Below are 16,784 nucleotides of genomic sequence, written 5' to 3'. Positions count from 1 at the left end.
GCGGAGCGCGGCTCAGCCGGAGGCGGCGCCGCCCCCGCGGCCGCGCAGCAGCTTCATGACATAGCCGAAGATGGCGAGGGCGATGCTCGGCACCGCGGTGTCGAAGGGCGAGCGCACGAAGGCGGCGAGGCGCTGGGCCTGGCCGCCGACCACCTTCAGCTCCGCGCTCACCGCCTGGAGCGCCGCCTCGTGCACCTGGGTCGCCACCTCGTCCTCGCGGCCGGGCTTGATGCCAGACGCCACCAGGATCAGCACCAGCGCCACCGCCAGCCCCACGCCGCCGCTGATGGCGGCCGCCGCCTTGGTGCCGTAGGCCTCCTCCAGCAGCAGGAAGCCGGCGAAGCCGAACATGCCGAGGGCGAAGGCGGCGATGATGCCGGCGAAGATGAACAGCGCCGAGCGCGTCGCCAGCCGCCGCATGGCGAGCTCGGCGATGATCAGGTCCGCCTTCAGCAGGATGCGCAGGTTGCGCACCAGCGTGTCCATGTCGTTCATCGCCCTCTCCAGATCCTGCCCAGAACGAACCCCGCAAGGAGGCATCCTGCCACCAGCGCCAGCGGATGCGCCAGCGCGGTCGCGCGCGCCTTGGCCTCGGCCTCTTCCGCGAACGCGGCGAACTCGGCGGCGGCGCGCCGCGCATCCCTGAACGCCTCCTCGGCCGTGGGCCGCATCGCCTCGTAGGCGTCCTCCGCGGCCTGCCGGGCGCCGGTGCGGGCGCGCGCCTCCATGTCCGCCGCCCGGCGCGCCAGCTCCGCGCCCACCGCCTCAAGCTCGCCCTTCAGCGCCGCCAGACGCTCCACGACCGGATCCCGTGCGCCCATATACGCCTCCTCGACATCTTTGGGCCGCGCCGGGGCCGCGCGCGACCGCGCCTCGATGGAGCCCCCTCCCCCCTTCCGCTGTCAAGCGGCCGGACCGCCATTGACCCGGCCGGAGGTTCGGGGGCACATGCGCCCTCGTCAGGAAACGCCCGGAGAGCGAAGATGGCGCGCCACATCGATTATTATTTTTCCACCCCCTCGCCCTGGACGTTCTTCGGCCACGCGCCGTTCATGGAGCTGGTGCGCGCCCATGGGGTGGACGTGGCGTTCCGGCCGGTGGCGCTCGGCCCGGTGTTCGCAGAGACCGGCGGGCTGCCGCTGCCCAAGCGCGCGCCGGCGCGCCAGGACTACCGCCTCGTGGAGCTGCAGCGCTGGCGCGTGAAGCGCAACGTGGAGCTCAACATCCATCCGCGCTTCTGGCCGTTCGACCAGACCCGCGCCGACCAGATGATCATCGCCGCGCTCCAGGCCGGCCTGCCGGTGGACGCGCTGATGCGGCGCATCTTCTCGGGCGTCTGGCAGCGCGAGGAGAACCTCGCCGATCCCGCGACCCTGGCGGCGATCGCCGACGAGGTGGGGCTGCCCGGCAGCACGCTGGCGCTCGCCGCCGAGAGCGAGGCCGCCGCCAGCGCCTATGACGAGAACCGCGCGCTCGCGGTTGCCGCCGGCGTGTTCGGCGCCCCCTCCTACGTGCTCGACGGCGAGGTGTTCTGGGGCCAGGACCGCCTCGATCTTCTGGCCGACGCGCTCGCCAGCGGGCGGGCGCCCTACCGGCCCATCCGGGCGTAGTGAGGCGCCGGCCCCGCTTCGGCCGCGATCGGCGGCGAGCATGGCCGCGATGAGCCGCCGGGCGCCCGGTCCCTGCCGGAGCGCGCGGCCCCTTTTCCCGCCGGCCCGCTTGGGTCCCGAGACGAGGCTGCCATGACCCGCCACCTGTACCTGATCGCGGGCGCCGTGCTCGCCGCGCCGCTCCTCCTCGCCGCCGCGCCGGCTTCGGCGCAGCCCGACCCCGGACGCCAGGGCCTGCCCTCCATGGGCGCGCCGGCGGAAAGCGGGCCGCGCTTCACCTTCGCGCCGGTGGAGGGCGGGACGCTGAAGCTCGACACCCAGACCGGCAAGGTCTCGCTCTGCGCCAAGGGGCCGGCCGGGTTCGCCTGCGAGGCGGTGCCCGACAGCCGCGATGCCTACGAGGCCGAGATCACCCGGCTGCAGCAGGAGATCGCGGCGCTGAAGGCCGGCAGGCCCGGCGCGGCGCCGCCTCCGGGCGACCCGTCCGAGCTCGACGCGGCGCTCGACTATGCCGAGCGCTTCTATTCGCGCCTGAAGGCCTTCATCGACCGCATGCGCGCCGCCGAGGGGCAGGAGCGGCTGTAGCGCCGCCCCCGCTTCAGAAGTGCAGGAGGAAGTCGTCCATCTTGCGCAGCGCCTCGTCGGTGATGGAGCCGGGGAAGCCGATGAAGACGTGGCAGCCGCCCGCATAGACATCGAGCGCGCTCCCGTTGCCCGCGGCCATCCAGCGCGCCGCCATGAACAGGCTGTCGTCCAGGAGCGGGTCCTTGGCGCCCACCGTGAACAGCGCCTTCGGCAGGCCGCGCAGGTCCGCCAGCAGCGGCGAGACATCGGGATCGTCCGCGTTGCCCGCGAGGCGCAGATAGTTGCGCACGAAGCGGCCGATGTCGGCGGTGTTCAGCACCAGCGGCTGGTCGCCCCAGTTGCGGGCCGAGGGGGTGAGGCGCAGGTCGTAGCAGCCGGCGGTGAGGTTGGCCGCAGTGAACGGCTTGATCAGGTGCTTGTCGCGCAGCCGCAGCAGGGTCGCCACCGCCAGGGTCGCGCCGCCGGATTCCCCGCCGATGGCGAAGCGATGGGTGCCGAAGCGCGCCGCCCCCTCCTTCGCCAGCCAGAGCGCCACCGCCTCGCAGTCGTCGGGACCGGCGGGATAGGGCACCTCCGGGGCGAGCGCATAGTCCACCGACACCACCGCGAGGCCGCAATTGGCGGCGATGCGGTCGGTGAGGCCGTCATTCTCGCGCGCCGAGCCCAGGGTCCAGCCGCCGCCGTGGATGTGCAGGTAGACGCCCTTGGGCGCGCCGTCCGGCATCACGATCCGCACCGGCACCGGCCCGCGCGGACCGGGAACCGTCTCGTCGTGGGCGCGCTTGCTCTCGGGCGGCAGCGGGAAGGTGCCCTTGCCGGAGGCGCGCGCCGCGCGGATCGCCGGCAGCGGCACCGACCAGCGGTTCGGTATCCCCTGCAGGGTCTTGACGATGGCGTCGTTCACCATCCGCGTGCCGGGTGCGACGGCGTCGTCGGCGAACACCGCGGGATCGAGGGTCAGCTTCGGCATGGGCGATCCTGACTTAGAGCGCGATCCGATCAAATTGACTCAATTTGATCGGTGAATCGCCCTCTCGCTTAAGGATAGAGAACGCGTTATCCGATCAGCTTGCAGCGCAAGCCGATCGGCGCGTGCTCTGGGGACGGAACGTCTGCCGCGTTATAAGTCGAAGCGGACCCCCTTGGGCAAGCGGCATGAAGGGACGGCGCGAGAGATGACGCAGATCCGGCGCACCGCGGCGCGGCGCGCGCCCGTCACCACCCAGGCCCATGCGCGCCTGGAGGTGGAGACGGGCGGCCAGGGCTTCACCGACATCACCCGCGAGGCGGCGGCCTTCCTCACGGAGATCGGCGCGGCAAGCGGCCTGCTGGTGCTGTTCTGCCGCCACACCTCGGCCTCGCTCACGATCCAGGAGAACGCCGACCCGGACGTGCGGCGCGACCTGCTCACCGCCCTCGACCGCCTGGCGCCGCGCGGCCTCGGCTGGGTGCACGACCTGGAAGGACCGGACGACATGCCCGCCCACGTGCGCACGCTGCTCACCGACAGCGGTCTTTCGATACCGGTCGTCGACGGGCGCATGGCGCTCGGCACCTGGCAGGGCGTCTACCTGATGGAGCACCGCGACGCGCCGCACCGCCGCGAGGTGGTGCTGCTATTCACCGGGCAGGTCCGGGAATTGACCTGAGCGGCTTGTCATCGCTTCGCCACGGATCGATGATTGCCACAACCGATTCTGGGCCGCGTCAACCTTGGCGCCGTCATTGCCGGGAAAATGATCGGGCGGGGAGGGTCGTACGTGTCAGAGGACGTCGCATCGGGCTTGCGCCTCGTCATCGCCGACGACCATCCGCTGTTCCGCGGCGCGCTGCGCGAGGCCATCTCCGGCCATGCGGCCGGCGCCCAGATCGAGGAAGTGGGCACGTTCGACGACCTCACCGCGCTGCTCGAGCGCGAGAGCGACTTCGACCTGATCCTGCTCGATCTCACCATGCCGGGAGCGCGCGGCTTCTCCGGCCTCATCTATCTGCGCGCGCAGTATGCGGCGCTGCCGGTGGTGGTGGTCTCCGGCAACGAGGAGCCGTCCGTCATCCGCCGCTGCCTCGATCTCGGCGCCTCCGGCTTCATCCCCAAGACCATGGCGGTGGCCGACATGCGCCAGGCGGTGACGGCGGTGCTGAAGGGCGAGACCTTCGTGCCGCCCGACATCAACCTGTCCGCCAAGTCCGACGCCGAGACCGACGCCATCATCGCCCGCCTCTCGACGCTCACGCCGCAGCAGGTGCGGGTGCTGATGATGCTGGCGGAAGGCCGGCTCAACAAGCAGATCGCCTACGAGCTCTCGGTGTCCGAGGCGACGGTGAAAGCGCATGTCTCCGCCATCCTCCAGAAGCTCGGCGTGGAAAGCCGCACCCAGGCGGTGATCGCGGTCTCCAAGGTGGAGACCGGGCTCTGGAGCCAGCAGCAGGCCTGAGCGCCCGCACACCCGCCGCTTGCAACGCTTTATTTGCCTTCCAGGGGTTTCCTGGCGCGACGGCGCGCCCATCGCCGGGCGAGGCTTCAAGGACGGAAGGCGACGCGAGCCATGAGCGACGACACCATGCGCACCCCGGCTCCGGGGGAGACCGGGGCCAGCGGCTGGTGGGCCCGCATGCTCGCCGGCCTCAAGGTCTACGGCCAGCCGGGCGTGCTGTCGGTGATGTTCCTCGGCTTCTCGTCGGGGCTGCCGCTCGCCCTCACCGGCACCACGCTCTCGGTGTGGATGACCGAGGCCGGGGTCAGCCTCGGCAGCATCGGCCTGTTCTCGCTCGTCGGCGTGCCCTACACGCTGAAGTTCCTCTGGGCGCCGCTGGTGGACGCGCTCGACGTGCCGGTGCTCTCGCGCCTCCTCGGCCGGCGGCGGGGCTGGCTGCTCGCGACCCAGCTGGCGCTGATGGCCGCCATCCTGTTCCTCGGCATGCAGGACCCGCTCTCGGCGCCGTTCCTGGTGGCGCTCGGGGCGTTCGTGGTCGCCACCGTCTCGGCGACCCAGGACATCGTCGTGGATGCCTACCGCGTGGAGCGCCTCGCCGGCAACGAGCAGGCGGCCGGCATGGCGGGCTACGTGGCCGCCTACCGGGTGGGCATGCTGGTCTCGGGCGCCGGCATCATCGCCCTGGTCGCCTATTTCGAGCTGGCCGGCGTGCCGCGCGGCTCGGTCTGGCTCTGGGGCTATGTGGCGGCGGGCGCGCTGATGCTGGTGGGCATCCTCACCACCTTGCTCTCGCGCGAGCCGGAGGCCCCGGCGCGCGAGAAGGACACCGGCGCCCTCGCCCGCGTCGCCTCCACCGCCGTGGGGGCGTTCTCGGAGTTCCTGGCGCGCGAGCAGGCGGTGACGATCCTGCTGTTCGTGCTGCTGTTCAAGTTCTGCGACGCCTTCGCCGGCGTGCTGACGGCGCCGTTCGTCATCGCCATCGGCTTCGACAAGGCCACCTATGCGGGGATCGTGAAGGGCGTCGGCTTCTTCGCCGCCCTCGCCGGCGGGTTCGCCGGCGGCTACATCGCCCGCGAGCTGTCGCTGGTCAAAAGCCTGTGGATCGCCGGCATCCTGCAGATCCTCTCAAACCTCGCCTTCACGCTCCAGGCGGTGGTGGGCGTGAACGTGCCGCTGCTCACCGGCACCATCATCGTCGAGAACTTCACCGGCGCCATCGGCACGGTGATCTTCGTCGCCTATCTCTCGGCCCTGTGCGGCGCCCGCAGCCACACCGCGACCCAGTATGCGCTGCTGACCGCGCTGACCGCCGTGGGGCGCACCTTCCTCGCCTCCGGCGGCGGGTTCGTGGCGCAGGCGACGGGCTGGCCGGTGTTCTTCGTCATCACCGCGCTTGCCGGCCTGCCGGGCCTGGCGCTGCTCGCCTTCCTCCAGGCGAAGGGCCATTTCCGCGCGCTGCGGAACGGGGCTGCCACGGACTGACGCCCGCCCCAAATGCGGACGGCGGCAGACCCTTGGCCTGCCGCCGTCGCGCTCGTTCTGTCCGCGTCCGCCGCGTCCTGCCGCCGGCCTATTCCGCCGGGGCGGGGTGGCCGGTGTCGCCGGGCTTCTCCGCCTCGCCGCCGTCCTTCGGCTTGCGCGCGCCGAGGGCGGCGAGCCAGCGGGCGAAGACGTAGAAGGCGGGCGTGAAGATCAGGCCGAAGATGGTCACGCCGATCATGCCGGAGAACACCGCCGTGCCCAGCGCCTGGCGGAGCTCGGCGCCGGCGCCGATCGCCCACACCAGCGGCACCACGCCGAGGATGAAGGCGAGCGAGGTCATGATGATGGGGCGCAGGCGCAGCCGCGCCGCCTCCACCGCCGCCTCGCGCCGGCCGTGGCCCTGGTCCTCCAGCTGCTTGGCGAACTCGACGATCAGGATCGCGTTCTTGGCTGCGAGGCCGATCAGCACGATGAAGCCCACCTGGGTCAGGATGTTGTTGTCCTGCCCCCTGAGGATCACGCCGCCGAGCGCCGCGACGAGGCACATGGGCACGATCAGGATCACCGCCAGCGGCAGCGTCAGGCTCTCATACTGGGCCGCCAGCACCAGGAACACGAACACCACGCCCAGCGCGAAGGCGAAGACGGCGGTGTTGCCCGCCCGCTCCTGCTGGAAGGCGAGCGTGGTCCACTCATAGGCGAAGCCCTGCGGCAGCACCTTGGCGGCGAGGCCCTGCATGATCTGCATCGCCTGGCCCTGGGAGTAGCCGGGCGCGGGCGAGCCGTCGAGCTCGGCGGCGGGGTAGAGGTTGTAGCGCGGCACCCGGTAGGGGCCGGAGATGTCGCGCACGGTGGCGAACGAGCCGAGCGGCACCGTCTCGCCGCTGGCCGAGCGCACGCGGATGGAGAGCACGTCCTTCGGATCGAGGCGGAACGGGGCGTCCGCCTGCGCCTGCACCCGGAAGGTGCGGCCGAACAGGTTGAAGTCGTTGACGTAGGTCGAGCCGATATAGGTCTGGAGCGCCGCGAACACGTCCGCCACGTTGATGCGCAGCAGCTGCGCCTTCTGGCGGTCGATGTCGAGGAACAGCTGCGGCGTCGAGGTCTCGAACAGCGAATAGACCTGCTGCAGGCCCGGCGTCTGCGCCGCCGCGCCCATCATGGCGTAGACCGCGCCGCGCAGCTCCTGGAGGCCGACGCCGCCGCGGTCCTCGATCATCATGCGGAAGCCGCCGGCGTTGCCGATGCCCTGCACCGGCGGCGGCTGCACCACGATCATCTGCGCTTCCTGGATCGCCGCCATCTTTGCGAACAGCGCCTTCTGCACCGCCGTGGCGGTGCGGGCCGGATCGCTGCCGCGCTCGGAGAACGGCTCCAGGATCACGAACATGGCGCCGGCATTGGGGGCGTTGGTGAAGGTCGCGCCCGAGAAGCCGGCGATGTTGACGATGTGCCCCACGCCGGGCGTGCCGAGCGCGAGGTCGCCGGCGCGCTTCATCACCTCCTCGGTGCGCTGCATGGCGGCGCCGGGCGGCAGTTGGGCGGCGATGATGAGATAGCCGCGGTCCTGCTGCGGGATGAAGCCCTGCGGCGTGGTCACGAACAGGTAGCCGCCGAAGGCGACGATGCCGGCATAGAGCACCAGCATCACCGCCACGATCCGCACCAGCCGGGAGGTGAGGAAGGCATAGCCGTTGCCCATCGCCTCGAAGCCGCGGTTGAAGATGCGGAAGAAGGCGACGAACGGCCGCGCGTACCAGGCCGGCGCCTCGTGGGCGGCCCGGTGCGGGCGCAGCAGCACCGCGCACATGGCCGGCGACAGGGTCAGCGAGACGAACAGCGAGATCAGCGTCGAGCCGGCGATGGTGAGCGCGAACTGGCGGTAGAACTCGCCCGACAGGCCGGTGATGAAGGCGGTGGGGATGAACACCGAGGACAGCACCAGCGAGATGGCGATCAGCGCCCCGCCCACCTCGTCCATGGTCTTGTAGGCGGCATCGCGCGGCGAGAGGCCCGCCTCGATGTTGCGCTCCACGTTCTCCACCACGACGATGGCGTCGTCGACGACGATGCCAACCGCCAGCACCAGGCCGAACAGCGACAGGTTGTTCAGCGAGAAGCCGAACAGGCTCATGATGAAGAAGGTGCCCACCAGCGAGATCGGGATCGCCAGGATCGGGATGATCGCCGCCCGCCAGGTCTGGAGAAACAGCACCACCACCAGCACCACCAGCAGGATCGCCTCGCCGATGGTGTGGATCACCGCCGTCACCGACTGCTGGATGAACTCGGTCGGATTGTAGTAGATCGCGTACTGGAGGCCGACCGGGAACGTCTTCTCGATCTCCTTCATCGCCGCCACCACCGCGTTGCCGGTGGCGAGGGCGTTGGAGCCGGGGCGCTGGAACACGCCGAGCTGGATCGAGATGTCCTTGTCGAGGAACGAGGTCGAGGCGTAGTCCTGGGCCGAGATCTCCACCCGGCCCACGTCCTTCAGCCGCACCAGCGCCTGGTCGGTCTGCTTGATGACGATGTTGGCGAAGTCGGCCGGATCGGCGAGGCGCCCCAGCGTGCGCACGGCGATCTGGAACGGCCTCTGCTGCGGCACCGGCGGCGCGTTGAGCACGCCCGAGGCCACCTGCACATTCTGTGCCCGCAGGCCCGTGATCACGTCGGTGGACGTGAGGTTGAGCTGGCTCATGCGGTCCGGATCGAGCCAGATCGTCATGGCATATTCGCGCGAGCCGAACACGGTGATGGAGCCCACGCCGTCGATGCGCGAGAGCACGTCCTTCACCTGGGCGTTGGCGAAGTTGGAGATGAACAGGGGGTCGCGCGAGCCGTCCGGAGAATAGAGGCTGACCACCAGCAAAAGGTCCGGCGAGGACTTGGCGGTGACGACGCCCACCTGCTGCACCTCGGTCGGCAGGCGCGGCTGGGCGATGGCGACGCGGTTCTGCACCTGCACCTGGGCGATGTCGAGATCGGTGCCGATGTCGAACGTGACCGAGATCGAGAAGCGCCCGTCCGCCGTGGAGTTGGACGAGATGTAGAGCATGCGCTCCACGCCGTTGATCTGCTGCTCGATGGGCGCGACCACGGTGTCGGCCACCGTCTCGGCCGAGGCGCCGGGATACTGGCCCGTGACCGTGATCACGGGCGGGGCGATGTCGGGATACTGCGCCACCGGCAGGCGCGAATAGGACACCGCGCCGAGGATCACCAGCATGGTGGAGAGCACGCAGGCGAAGATCGGCCGGTCGATGAAGAAGTGGGAGAGCCTCATGTCCGCCCCCTCACTGCGCCTTGGCGGGCGCGGCGGCGCCGGGGGCGCTCGCGTCGGCGGCCTTGACCTCCTGGGGCGCGACCGTGACGCCGGGGCGCACGCGCATGAGCCCGTTCACCACCACCTTGTCGGCGGGGGCGAGGCCCTGGCTGATCACCCGCTCCTCGCCCACCAGCGGGCCGAGGGTGACGAAGCGCTGCTCCACCTTGTTCTCGGGGCCGACCACGAACACGAACTTCTTCACCTGCTCCGAGCCGATGGCGGTCTCCGGCACCACCAGCGCCTGGTAGGGCGCGCCGGCGTCGAGCTGCAGGCGGGCGAACATGCCGGGGCGGAACAGGCCGTCCTTGTTGGCGAACACGGCGCGGCCGCGGATGGTGCCGGTCTCCCGGTCCACCACGTTGTTGAGGAAGTCGAGCTCGCCCTTATGGACGAAGCCCTTGTCGTCGATGAGCTTGAGCGCTACCGGCGCGCCCTTGATGTCGGCGCCCATGCGGCGCGTGTAGCGCAGGAGCGAAGCCTCATCGATGGAGAACTCGAACCGGATCGGATCGGTGGAGACGATCACCGCGAGCAGGGTCGGCGAGGCGCCGGTGCCGCCGGTGACGTAGTTGCCCACCGACACCCGCCGGTCGCCGATCCGGCCGGAGACCGGCGCGCGGATCTCCGTGAAGCCGAGGTCGAGCTCGGCGGAGCGCACCGCCGCCTCCTGCGACTGGACGTTGGCCGCGGCGGTCCGCTCGGCCTGGGTGCGCTGCTCGAACGCCTGCTTGGAGATGGCGTTCGAGTTCTTGTCCTCGAGCAGGGTGCGGGCGCGCTCCAGGTCGGACTTGGTGAAGTCGAGCACCGCCTTGGTCTGGGCGAGGTTCGCCTTGGCCTGGTCGAGGGCGATCTTGAACGGGCGCTGGTCGATGGTGAAGAGCAGGTCGCCCTCCTTCACCATCTGGCCGTCGGTGAAATGGATCTTGTCGAGGTAGCCGGAGACCCGGGCGCGCAGGTTCACCTCGTCGATGGCGACGAAGCGGCCCACATATTCGTCCTGGTCGCTCACCGTGCGGGTGGCGGGGCTCGCCACGCTCACCTGCGGCGCGGGCGGCGGCCCGGACTGCTGCGGGGCCTGCTGGCCGCACGCCGAAAGCGCGAGTGCACAGGCAAGAATGGCGGGTACACTGCGGGCAACATACATCATCGGTCCGGCTCCGGGTGGACGCGGCGCGTCCTCCAAATGTCGTGAGCAAGGGTCCGGCACGTCCCGCAACCGAAGGGCCAAGACCGAAAGGCGGCTGATCGCATAGCACAGTGCGCTGCATTGCAAAACGCTCCGGACGATTTTTTTATGACCGAAGCCGCGCTACAGCGCCCGCCGGCCAATCACGCCGGCGATGAAGCCACGACCCAAAAGTGACGCTACGGCAACGGCATAGAAAAGGCCGCCCGCGACCACGACGAGGCCGAGGATCACTTCTTCGCGTGCCCAGGCCCCCGCCGGCACCAGGCGGCCGGCGGCATGCTGCGCGCCGAGCAGCGCGGCGGCGACGACGACCAGCACGACCGCGAGCCGGCCGAGGTGGCCGCCGAGCTTCTCGTCGCCCACCGGCAGGCCCTGACGGAGCGCGAACAGGATCAGGAGGCCGAGATTGATCCATCCGCCGATGGCGGTGGCGAGCGCGAGGCCCACCTGGGCGAGCGCGCCCATGAGCGCGAACTTGAGGGCGACATTGATGGCCACCGCGGTCAGCGAGGCGATCATGGGGGTGCGGGTGTCGCCGCGGGCATGGAACGGGGCGATGAAGGCGCGCACCACCACGAAGGAGAGCAGGCCGGTTCCATAGGCCTGGAGCGTCGCCGCGGCCTCCGCCGCGTCGGCCGCGGTGAAGGCGCCGCGGGCGAACAGGGCGCGCATGGTCAAATCGGGCACCGCGAGCGCCGCGGCGACGAAGGGGATGGCGAGCAGCGCCGCGAGCTCCACCGAGCGCGCCTGGGCGCGGGCGGCGCCGATGTCGTCCTTCGCCGCGAGCCGGCGCGCCATCTCCGGCAGCAGCACGGTGCCCACCGCGATGCCGACCACGCCGATGGGCAGCTGGTTGATGCGGTCGGCGTAATAGAGCGCCGAGAGCGCGCCGGCGGGCAGGAAGGTGGCGATGATGGTATCGGCGAACAGCGCGATCTGGATCCCCGCCGAGCCGATGATGGCCGGCCCGAGCGCCTTGAGGAACTGGCGCGTGCCGGGATCGAGCGTCGGCCGCGAGAACCTCAGGCCGATGCCGGAGCGCTGGGCGTCCGTGCCCACGGCGAGCAATTGGGCGACGCCGGAGATCAGCACGCCCCACGCCGCCGCATGGCCGGCGGTGGGGAACAGAGCCGCCGCCGAGAGCGTGCCCACCATGCACACGTTGAGCAGGATCGGCGCCGCCGCCGGCACGGCGAAGCGGCCGGAGGCGTTGAGCGCGCCGGAGGCGAGCGTCGCCACCGAGATCAAGGCGAGATACGGGAAGGTGATGCGCGTCAGCGCGACCGCGAGGCCGTAGCGCTCGGGATCGTCCGACAGGCCGGGCGCCAGGAGCGCGACGAACTGCGGCGTGAAGGCGAGCACCAGCGCCAGCAGCACGGCATGCACGATCATCATCGCCGTGAGGATCTCGTCGGCGAAGTGGCGCGCGCGCTGGATGCCATCCTGCTCCCTCAGGCGCGCATAGGTGGGCACGAAGGCGGCGTTGAACGCGCCCTCGGCGAAGATGGCGCGGAAATGGTTCGGCAGGCGGAAGGCGACGAAGAAGGCGTCCGCCACCGGCCCGGCGCCGAGCACGGCGGCCATCACCACGTCGCGGATGAAGCCGGCGAGGCGCGAGAGCAGGGTGAAGCCGCCCACGGAGAGGATGTTGCGGAACATGAATCGCTTCGGCGCCCTAAAGGTGGCCCGGTTCTAGCCTGTCCGCACGCGCGCGGCCAGACGGGGCGTGCCGCAAGGAGGGGCTGGCGCTTTCGGCGCTTCGCTCCTACATTGGAGGAGCGGGGCTGTGGGGTACGTCAGGAGACAATATCCCCGGGGCCTTATCGATCCTGAAGGGAGCTGTCCCTGACCTCGCCTCTGGGCGTGGACATACGGCGCCCACCTACTTTGTAGGTTTCCCGGGATCGCACTCCGACGGCTTTCGCGGCTCCGCACTCTATTCCTTTCCCTTCGACATGGCCCCTTCCCTCTCCGCCCCCGCCGATTTCGCCGCCGAGAAGCGGCGCCTGCGCGCGGACGCGCTGGCGCGCCGCGCGGCCATGGGGGAGGAGGGGCGGCGCCTCGCCTCCGCCGCCGCTGCCGTCCATGCGCGCGCCGCCATCGGCGCCGGCCCGCGCGCCGGGCGCACCATCGCTTTGTTCGCGCCGTTCCGGGACGAGATCGACACCTTCCCCCTCGCCGCCGCGCTGCGCGCCGATGGGGCGCGCCTGGCCTTGCCGGTGATCCTGGGCAGAGACCAGCCGCTGCTGTTCCGCCTCTGGCAGGTGGAGGACCCGCTCCTTCCCCAGGGCGCCTACGGCATCCCGACACCGGTCGGGACCGCCCCCGAGGTGACGCCGGACCTCGTGGTGGTGCCGCTCGCCGCCTTCGACCGGCTCGGCGGCCGCATCGGCTACGGCGCCGGCTTCTACGACCGCACGCTGGCGCGCCTGCGCGCGGCGGGTGCCGTCACCGCCCTCGGCTACGCCTTCGCCTGCCAGGAAGTGCCGCAGGTGCCCGCCGAGGCCCATGACGAACCCCTCGACATGATGATAACGGAACGCGGCGCCCTTCCCCGCCCCCGCCCCTTCTCCCGCCCTTGCCCCGGACCCTGACGCGATGCGCATGCTCTTCCTTGGCGACGTGGTCGGCCGTCCCGGCCGCGACGTGGTCACCAGCCTCCTGCCCGGCCTCGTCGCCGACTGGGCCCTCGATTTCGTCGCCGTGAACGGGGAGAACGCGGCCGGCGGCTTCGGCATCACCGAGGCCATCTACGACGACCTGCGGGCGGCGGGGGCGGACGCGGTCACGCTCGGCAACCACTCCTTCGACCAGCGCGAGGCCCTCGTCTTCATCGAGCGCGCGCCGCACCTGCTGCGCCCGGCCAATTATCCCGCCGGCACGCCGGGCCGCGGCGCCGCGCTGGTGGAGGCGAAGAACGGCGCCAACGTGCTGGTGCTGAACCTCATGGGCCGCACCTTCATGGACCCGCTGGACGACCCCTTCGCGGCGGTCGACCGGGCGCTGGAGGGCGCGGAGCTCGGGCGCGTCGCCGACGCGGTGCTGATCGACTTCCACGCCGAGACCACCAGCGAGAAGCAGGCCTTCGGCCATTATTGCGACGGCCGCGCCTCGCTGGTGGTGGGCACCCACACCCATGTGCCCACCGCCGACCACCGCATCCTTGCCGGCGGCACCGCCTTCATGACCGACGTGGGCATGTGCGGCAGCTATGAGGGGGTGATCGGCATGGACAAGGAGGAGCCGATCCGCCGCTTCATCCGCAAGCTGCCCTCGGCGCGCTTCGAGCCGGCGGGCGGCGCCGGCACGCTCTCGGGCGTCGCGGTGGAGACCGACGACGCCACCGGCCTCGCCGTGAGGATCGCCCCGGTCCGCATCGGCGGCGCGCTGGCGCCAGCATTGCCGGACTTCTGGGGCTAGAGCACGCGCCGGTCGGCTTGCACCGCAAGGTGGCCGGATGCACCCCGTCGTCCTCCGGCTCGACCGGAGGGCCCATGGCGCCCTGCTCTTGACGAGGCCGGAGCATGACGGTGGAGCAAGGCCCCTCACTGGACGCCCGCGCGCGGGCTCCCTAAAAGAACCCCGCCAAGTTGAGTGATGCCTACCTGCGTGGTGCGCAGGAGTGGGCCAAAGGAGCGCACATGATCTCGCTGACCTTCCCCGACGGCGCCAAGCGCGAATATCCGGTCGGGACCTCCGGCGCCGACGTCGCCGCCCAGATCTCCAAGTCGCTCGCCAAGAAGGCCGTCGCCGTCACCCTCGACGGCGCGATGGCGGACCTTGCCGAGCCGATCACCCGTGACGCCCATATCGAGATCGTCACCCGCGACGACCCGCGCGCGCTTGAGCTGATCCGCCACGACTGCTCGCACGTGATGGCCGAGGCGGTGCAGGAGCTGTGGCCGGGCACCCAGGTCACCATCGGCCCGGTGATCGAGAACGGCTTCTATTACGACTTCGCCCGCAACGCCCCCTTCACCTCGGAGGACCTGCCGGCGATCGAGGCGAAGATGCGCGAGATCATCGCCCGCGACCGGCCCTTCACCAAGGAGGTGTGGAGCCGGGACGAGGCCAAGCGCGTGTTCGCCGCCAAGGGCGAGGCCTACAAGGTGGAGCTGGTGGACGCCATCCCGGCGGACCAGGACGTGAAGATCTACAAGCAGGGCGAGTGGTTCGACCTCTGCCGCGGCCCGCACATGCCCTCCACCGGCAAGATCGGCACCGCCTTCAAGCTCATGAAGGTGGCCGGCGCCTATTGGCGCGGCGACAGCAACAACCCGATGCTGACCCGCATCTACGGCACCGCCTGGCACGACGAGAAGGAGCTCGGCGACTACCTCCACCGCCTGGAGGAGGCGGAGAAGCGCGACCATCGCCGGCTCGGCCGGGAGATGGACCTGTTCCACTTCCAGGAGGAGGGGCCGGGCACCGTCTTCTGGCACCCCAAGGGCTGGACCCTGTTCCAGGAGCTGGTGGCCTACATGCGCCGGCGCCTGAAGGCCGACTATGACGAGGTCAACGCCCCCCAGGTGCTCGACGCCTCGCTGTGGGAGACCTCCGGCCATTGGGGCTGGTACAAGGAGAACATGTTCAAGGTCCAGTCGGCGGGCGACGAGACCAAGGACGAGCGCGTCTTCGCGCTCAAGCCCATGAACTGCCCGGGCCACGTGCAGATCTTCAAGCACGGGCTGAAGAGCTACCGCGACTTGCCCATGCGCCTCGCCGAGTTCGGCCTGGTGCACCGCTACGAGCCCTCGGGCGCGCTGCACGGGCTGATGCGCGTGCGCGGCTTCACCCAGGACGACGCCCACGTCTTCTGCACCGAGGAGCAGATGGCGGCGGAATGCCTGAAGATCAACGATTTGATCCTCTCCACCTATGCCGATTTCGGCTTCGACGAGATCGTGGTCAAGCTCTCCACCCGGCCGGAGAAACGCGTCGGCACCGATGCGGTGTGGGATCATGCCGAGACCGTCATGAGCGGCGTGCTCGACCAGATCGCCGCCTCCTCCAGCCGCATCAAGACCGGCATCCTGCCGGGCGAGGGCGCGTTCTACGGGCCGAAGTTCGAATACACGCTGAGGGACGCCATCGGCCGCGAATGGCAGTGCGGCACCACCCAGGTGGACTTCAACCTGCCGGAGCGGTTCGGCGCCTTCTACGTGGATGCGGACGGCTCGAAGAAGACGCCGGTGATGATCCACCGCGCCATCTGCGGCTCCATGGAGCGCTTCACCGGCATCCTCATCGAGCACTTCGCCGGCCACTTCCCGCTCTGGCTGGCGCCGACGCAGGTGGTGGTGGCGACCATCACCTCGGACGCCGACGACTATGCCGCCGAGGTGGTGCGCGCGCTGAAGGCGGCGGGGCTCCGGGCCGAGCTCGACCTGCGCAACGAGAAGATCAACCTCAAGGTGCGCGAGCACTCGCTGGCCAAGGTGCCGGTGCTGCTGGTGGCGGGCAAGAAGGAGGCGGCCGAGCGCAGCCTCTCCATGCGCCGCCTCGGCTCCAGCGCCCAGACCTCCGGGTCTCTGGACGAGGTCATCGCGGCCCTCACCGAGGAGGCGGTGCCGCCGGACCTGAAGCGCAAGGCGCTGGCCGCGAAGGCGGCGTGAGGCTCGAAGGCAGGCGGGACCTCGGTCCTGCCTGCCTTCTCCAGAAGCAAAACAAACACTGTTTACAAACAGTGTTTGTTTTCATAACCTCCCGTCATCCGAAAAGGGAGGTTCCGATGACGTCTGCAACTGCCCTCAAGGCCCCGACCGACTCCCGCTATGCGCCGCTCACCGCGCACCTTCGCAAGATCGGCCAAGCCAGCATCCCCATGACGTTCGAGGAAATCGAGGCGCTCGTCGGCCACAAGCTCCCGACCAGCGCCCGCCGTCACCGCGCGTGGTGGAGCAACAACCCGAGCAACAGTGTTATTACCTGGGCCTGGTTGGCGGCCGGGTACAAATCCGAGCAGGTGGACATGGAGGCCGGCCGGCTGGTCTTCAGCCGCGCCGCGGCGGAGCAAGGCATGAACGTCGCGCCCGCGGCCGACCGCGCCAGCCTGCTGAAGGCGCTCTACGGGGCGCTCAAGGGCACCGTCACCGTCCCGGACGGCACCGACCTCACCGCCCCCACCGCCGCCGACTGGCGGCCCGAGCGCTGAG

At 70.4% G+C, this 16,784-nt stretch carries 15 protein-coding genes and 1 other RNA gene; 10 read left to right on the top strand and 6 right to left on the bottom strand.

The window, feature by feature from the left end; all coding sequences use genetic code 11:
* Window positions 1-12: 12 nt before the first annotated feature.
* Entirely contained in the window at window positions 13-495 is a 483-nt protein-coding gene (locus tag V5F67_RS03925; RefSeq protein WP_394021550.1) for a hypothetical protein, read from the bottom strand.
* Window positions 492-821: a hypothetical protein gene (locus V5F67_RS03920; protein ID WP_394021551.1), complete on the bottom strand. Its 330-nt coding sequence runs from the start codon at window positions 819-821 to the stop codon at window positions 492-494. The genes V5F67_RS03925 and V5F67_RS03920 overlap by 4 nt, the downstream gene beginning before the upstream one ends.
* Window positions 822-983: 162 nt before the next feature.
* Here V5F67_RS03920 and V5F67_RS03915 point away from each other — a divergent pair, with 162 nt between their 5' ends.
* Entirely contained in the window at window positions 984-1,610 is a 627-nt protein-coding gene (locus V5F67_RS03915) for a 2-hydroxychromene-2-carboxylate isomerase (RefSeq protein ID WP_394021552.1), read from the top strand.
* 132 nt (window positions 1,611-1,742) lie between these two features.
* Complete coding sequence (locus V5F67_RS03910; protein WP_394021553.1) at window positions 1,743-2,195, top strand: hypothetical protein; 453 nt, start codon at window positions 1,743-1,745, stop codon at window positions 2,193-2,195.
* A 13-nt stretch (window positions 2,196-2,208) separates the two neighbouring features.
* Here the strand turns inward: V5F67_RS03910 and V5F67_RS03905 are convergent, their stop codons facing one another.
* A complete protein-coding gene (locus V5F67_RS03905) occupies window positions 2,209-3,165 on the bottom strand; it encodes an alpha/beta hydrolase (RefSeq protein ID WP_394021554.1) in 957 nt (318 codons plus the stop codon).
* A gap of 205 nt (window positions 3,166-3,370) precedes the next feature.
* Here V5F67_RS03905 and V5F67_RS03900 point away from each other — a divergent pair, with 205 nt between their 5' ends.
* The 3 genes from V5F67_RS03900 (at window position 3,371) to V5F67_RS03890 (ending at window position 6,112) form a co-directional block, all read left to right on the top strand.
* Window positions 3,371-3,844 carry a secondary thiamine-phosphate synthase enzyme YjbQ gene (locus tag V5F67_RS03900; protein ID WP_394021555.1) on the top strand — a complete coding sequence of 158 codons (474 nt, stop codon included), beginning with the start codon at window positions 3,371-3,373 and terminating at the stop codon, window positions 3,842-3,844.
* 111 nt (window positions 3,845-3,955) lie between these two features.
* Entirely contained in the window at window positions 3,956-4,630 is a 675-nt protein-coding gene (locus V5F67_RS03895) for a response regulator (RefSeq protein WP_394021556.1), read from the top strand.
* A gap of 111 nt (window positions 4,631-4,741) precedes the next feature.
* Window positions 4,742-6,112: an AmpG family muropeptide MFS transporter gene (locus tag V5F67_RS03890; RefSeq protein ID WP_394021557.1), complete on the top strand. Its 1,371-nt coding sequence runs from the start codon at window positions 4,742-4,744 to the stop codon at window positions 6,110-6,112.
* A gap of 88 nt (window positions 6,113-6,200) precedes the next feature.
* Here the strand turns inward: V5F67_RS03890 and V5F67_RS03885 are convergent, their stop codons facing one another.
* From V5F67_RS03885 to murJ, 3 genes are all read right to left on the bottom strand, one after another.
* Window positions 6,201-9,398: an efflux RND transporter permease subunit gene (locus V5F67_RS03885; RefSeq protein ID WP_394021558.1), complete on the bottom strand. Its 3,198-nt coding sequence runs from the start codon at window positions 9,396-9,398 to the stop codon at window positions 6,201-6,203.
* Window positions 9,399-9,408: 10 nt separating this feature from the next.
* Window positions 9,409-10,587 carry an efflux RND transporter periplasmic adaptor subunit gene (locus V5F67_RS03880; protein WP_394021559.1) on the bottom strand — a complete coding sequence of 393 codons (1,179 nt, stop codon included), beginning with the start codon at window positions 10,585-10,587 and terminating at the stop codon, window positions 9,409-9,411.
* 162 nt (window positions 10,588-10,749) lie between these two features.
* Window positions 10,750-12,288 (bottom strand): murein biosynthesis integral membrane protein MurJ, encoded by a 1,539-nt coding sequence (murJ, locus tag V5F67_RS03875; RefSeq protein WP_394021560.1) that lies wholly within the window; start codon window positions 12,286-12,288, stop codon window positions 10,750-10,752.
* Window positions 12,289-12,407: 119 nt separating this feature from the next.
* Between murJ and ssrS the strand changes: the two genes are divergently transcribed.
* From ssrS to V5F67_RS03850, 5 genes are all read left to right on the top strand, one after another.
* Window positions 12,408-12,563: non-coding RNA, 6S RNA (gene ssrS / locus V5F67_RS03870), on the top strand.
* Between the two features lie 21 nt (window positions 12,564-12,584).
* Complete coding sequence (locus V5F67_RS03865) at window positions 12,585-13,223, top strand: 5-formyltetrahydrofolate cyclo-ligase (protein WP_394021561.1); 639 nt, start codon at window positions 12,585-12,587, stop codon at window positions 13,221-13,223.
* Between the two features lie 4 nt (window positions 13,224-13,227).
* Window positions 13,228-14,049: a TIGR00282 family metallophosphoesterase gene (locus V5F67_RS03860; RefSeq protein ID WP_394021562.1), complete on the top strand. Its 822-nt coding sequence runs from the start codon at window positions 13,228-13,230 to the stop codon at window positions 14,047-14,049.
* Between the two features lie 221 nt (window positions 14,050-14,270).
* Entirely contained in the window at window positions 14,271-16,244 is a 1,974-nt protein-coding gene (thrS, locus tag V5F67_RS03855) for a threonine--tRNA ligase (protein ID WP_394021563.1), read from the top strand.
* Between the two features lie 116 nt (window positions 16,245-16,360).
* Window positions 16,361-16,783 (top strand): DUF7662 domain-containing protein, encoded by a 423-nt coding sequence (locus V5F67_RS03850; protein WP_394021564.1) that lies wholly within the window; start codon window positions 16,361-16,363, stop codon window positions 16,781-16,783.
* The last annotated feature ends 1 nt before the right edge of the window (window position 16,784 follow it).

It is taken from the genome of Xanthobacter pseudotagetidis (assembly GCF_043194795.2).
GTDB classification, from domain to species: domain Bacteria; phylum Pseudomonadota; class Alphaproteobacteria; order Rhizobiales; family Xanthobacteraceae; genus Xanthobacter; species Xanthobacter tagetidis_A.
This window is presented reverse-complemented; position numbering and strand designations above follow the sequence as displayed.

Coding starts and splice junctions, on each gene's coding strand:
- V5F67_RS03925 (WP_394021550.1), bottom strand. CDS start 495: ATGAACGACATGGACACGCTGGTGCGCAACCTGCGCATCCTGCTGAAG.
- V5F67_RS03920 (WP_394021551.1), bottom strand. CDS start 821: ATGGGCGCACGGGATCCGGTCGTGGAGCGTCTGGCGGCGCTGAAGGGC.
- V5F67_RS03915 (WP_394021552.1), top strand. CDS start 984: ATGGCGCGCCACATCGATTATTATTTTTCCACCCCCTCGCCCTGGACG.
- V5F67_RS03910 (WP_394021553.1), top strand. CDS start 1,743: ATGACCCGCCACCTGTACCTGATCGCGGGCGCCGTGCTCGCCGCGCCG.
- V5F67_RS03905 (WP_394021554.1), bottom strand. CDS start 3,165: ATGCCGAAGCTGACCCTCGATCCCGCGGTGTTCGCCGACGACGCCGTC.
- V5F67_RS03900 (WP_394021555.1), top strand. CDS start 3,371: ATGACGCAGATCCGGCGCACCGCGGCGCGGCGCGCGCCCGTCACCACC.
- V5F67_RS03890 (WP_394021557.1), top strand. CDS start 4,742: ATGAGCGACGACACCATGCGCACCCCGGCTCCGGGGGAGACCGGGGCC.
- V5F67_RS03885 (WP_394021558.1), bottom strand. CDS start 9,398: ATGAGGCTCTCCCACTTCTTCATCGACCGGCCGATCTTCGCCTGCGTG.
- V5F67_RS03880 (WP_394021559.1), bottom strand. CDS start 10,587: ATGATGTATGTTGCCCGCAGTGTACCCGCCATTCTTGCCTGTGCACTC.
- murJ (WP_394021560.1), bottom strand. CDS start 12,288: ATGTTCCGCAACATCCTCTCCGTGGGCGGCTTCACCCTGCTCTCGCGC.
- V5F67_RS03865 (WP_394021561.1), top strand. CDS start 12,585: ATGGCCCCTTCCCTCTCCGCCCCCGCCGATTTCGCCGCCGAGAAGCGG.
- V5F67_RS03860 (WP_394021562.1), top strand. CDS start 13,228: ATGCGCATGCTCTTCCTTGGCGACGTGGTCGGCCGTCCCGGCCGCGAC.
- thrS (WP_394021563.1), top strand. CDS start 14,271: ATGATCTCGCTGACCTTCCCCGACGGCGCCAAGCGCGAATATCCGGTC.
- V5F67_RS03850 (WP_394021564.1), top strand. CDS start 16,361: ATGACGTCTGCAACTGCCCTCAAGGCCCCGACCGACTCCCGCTATGCG.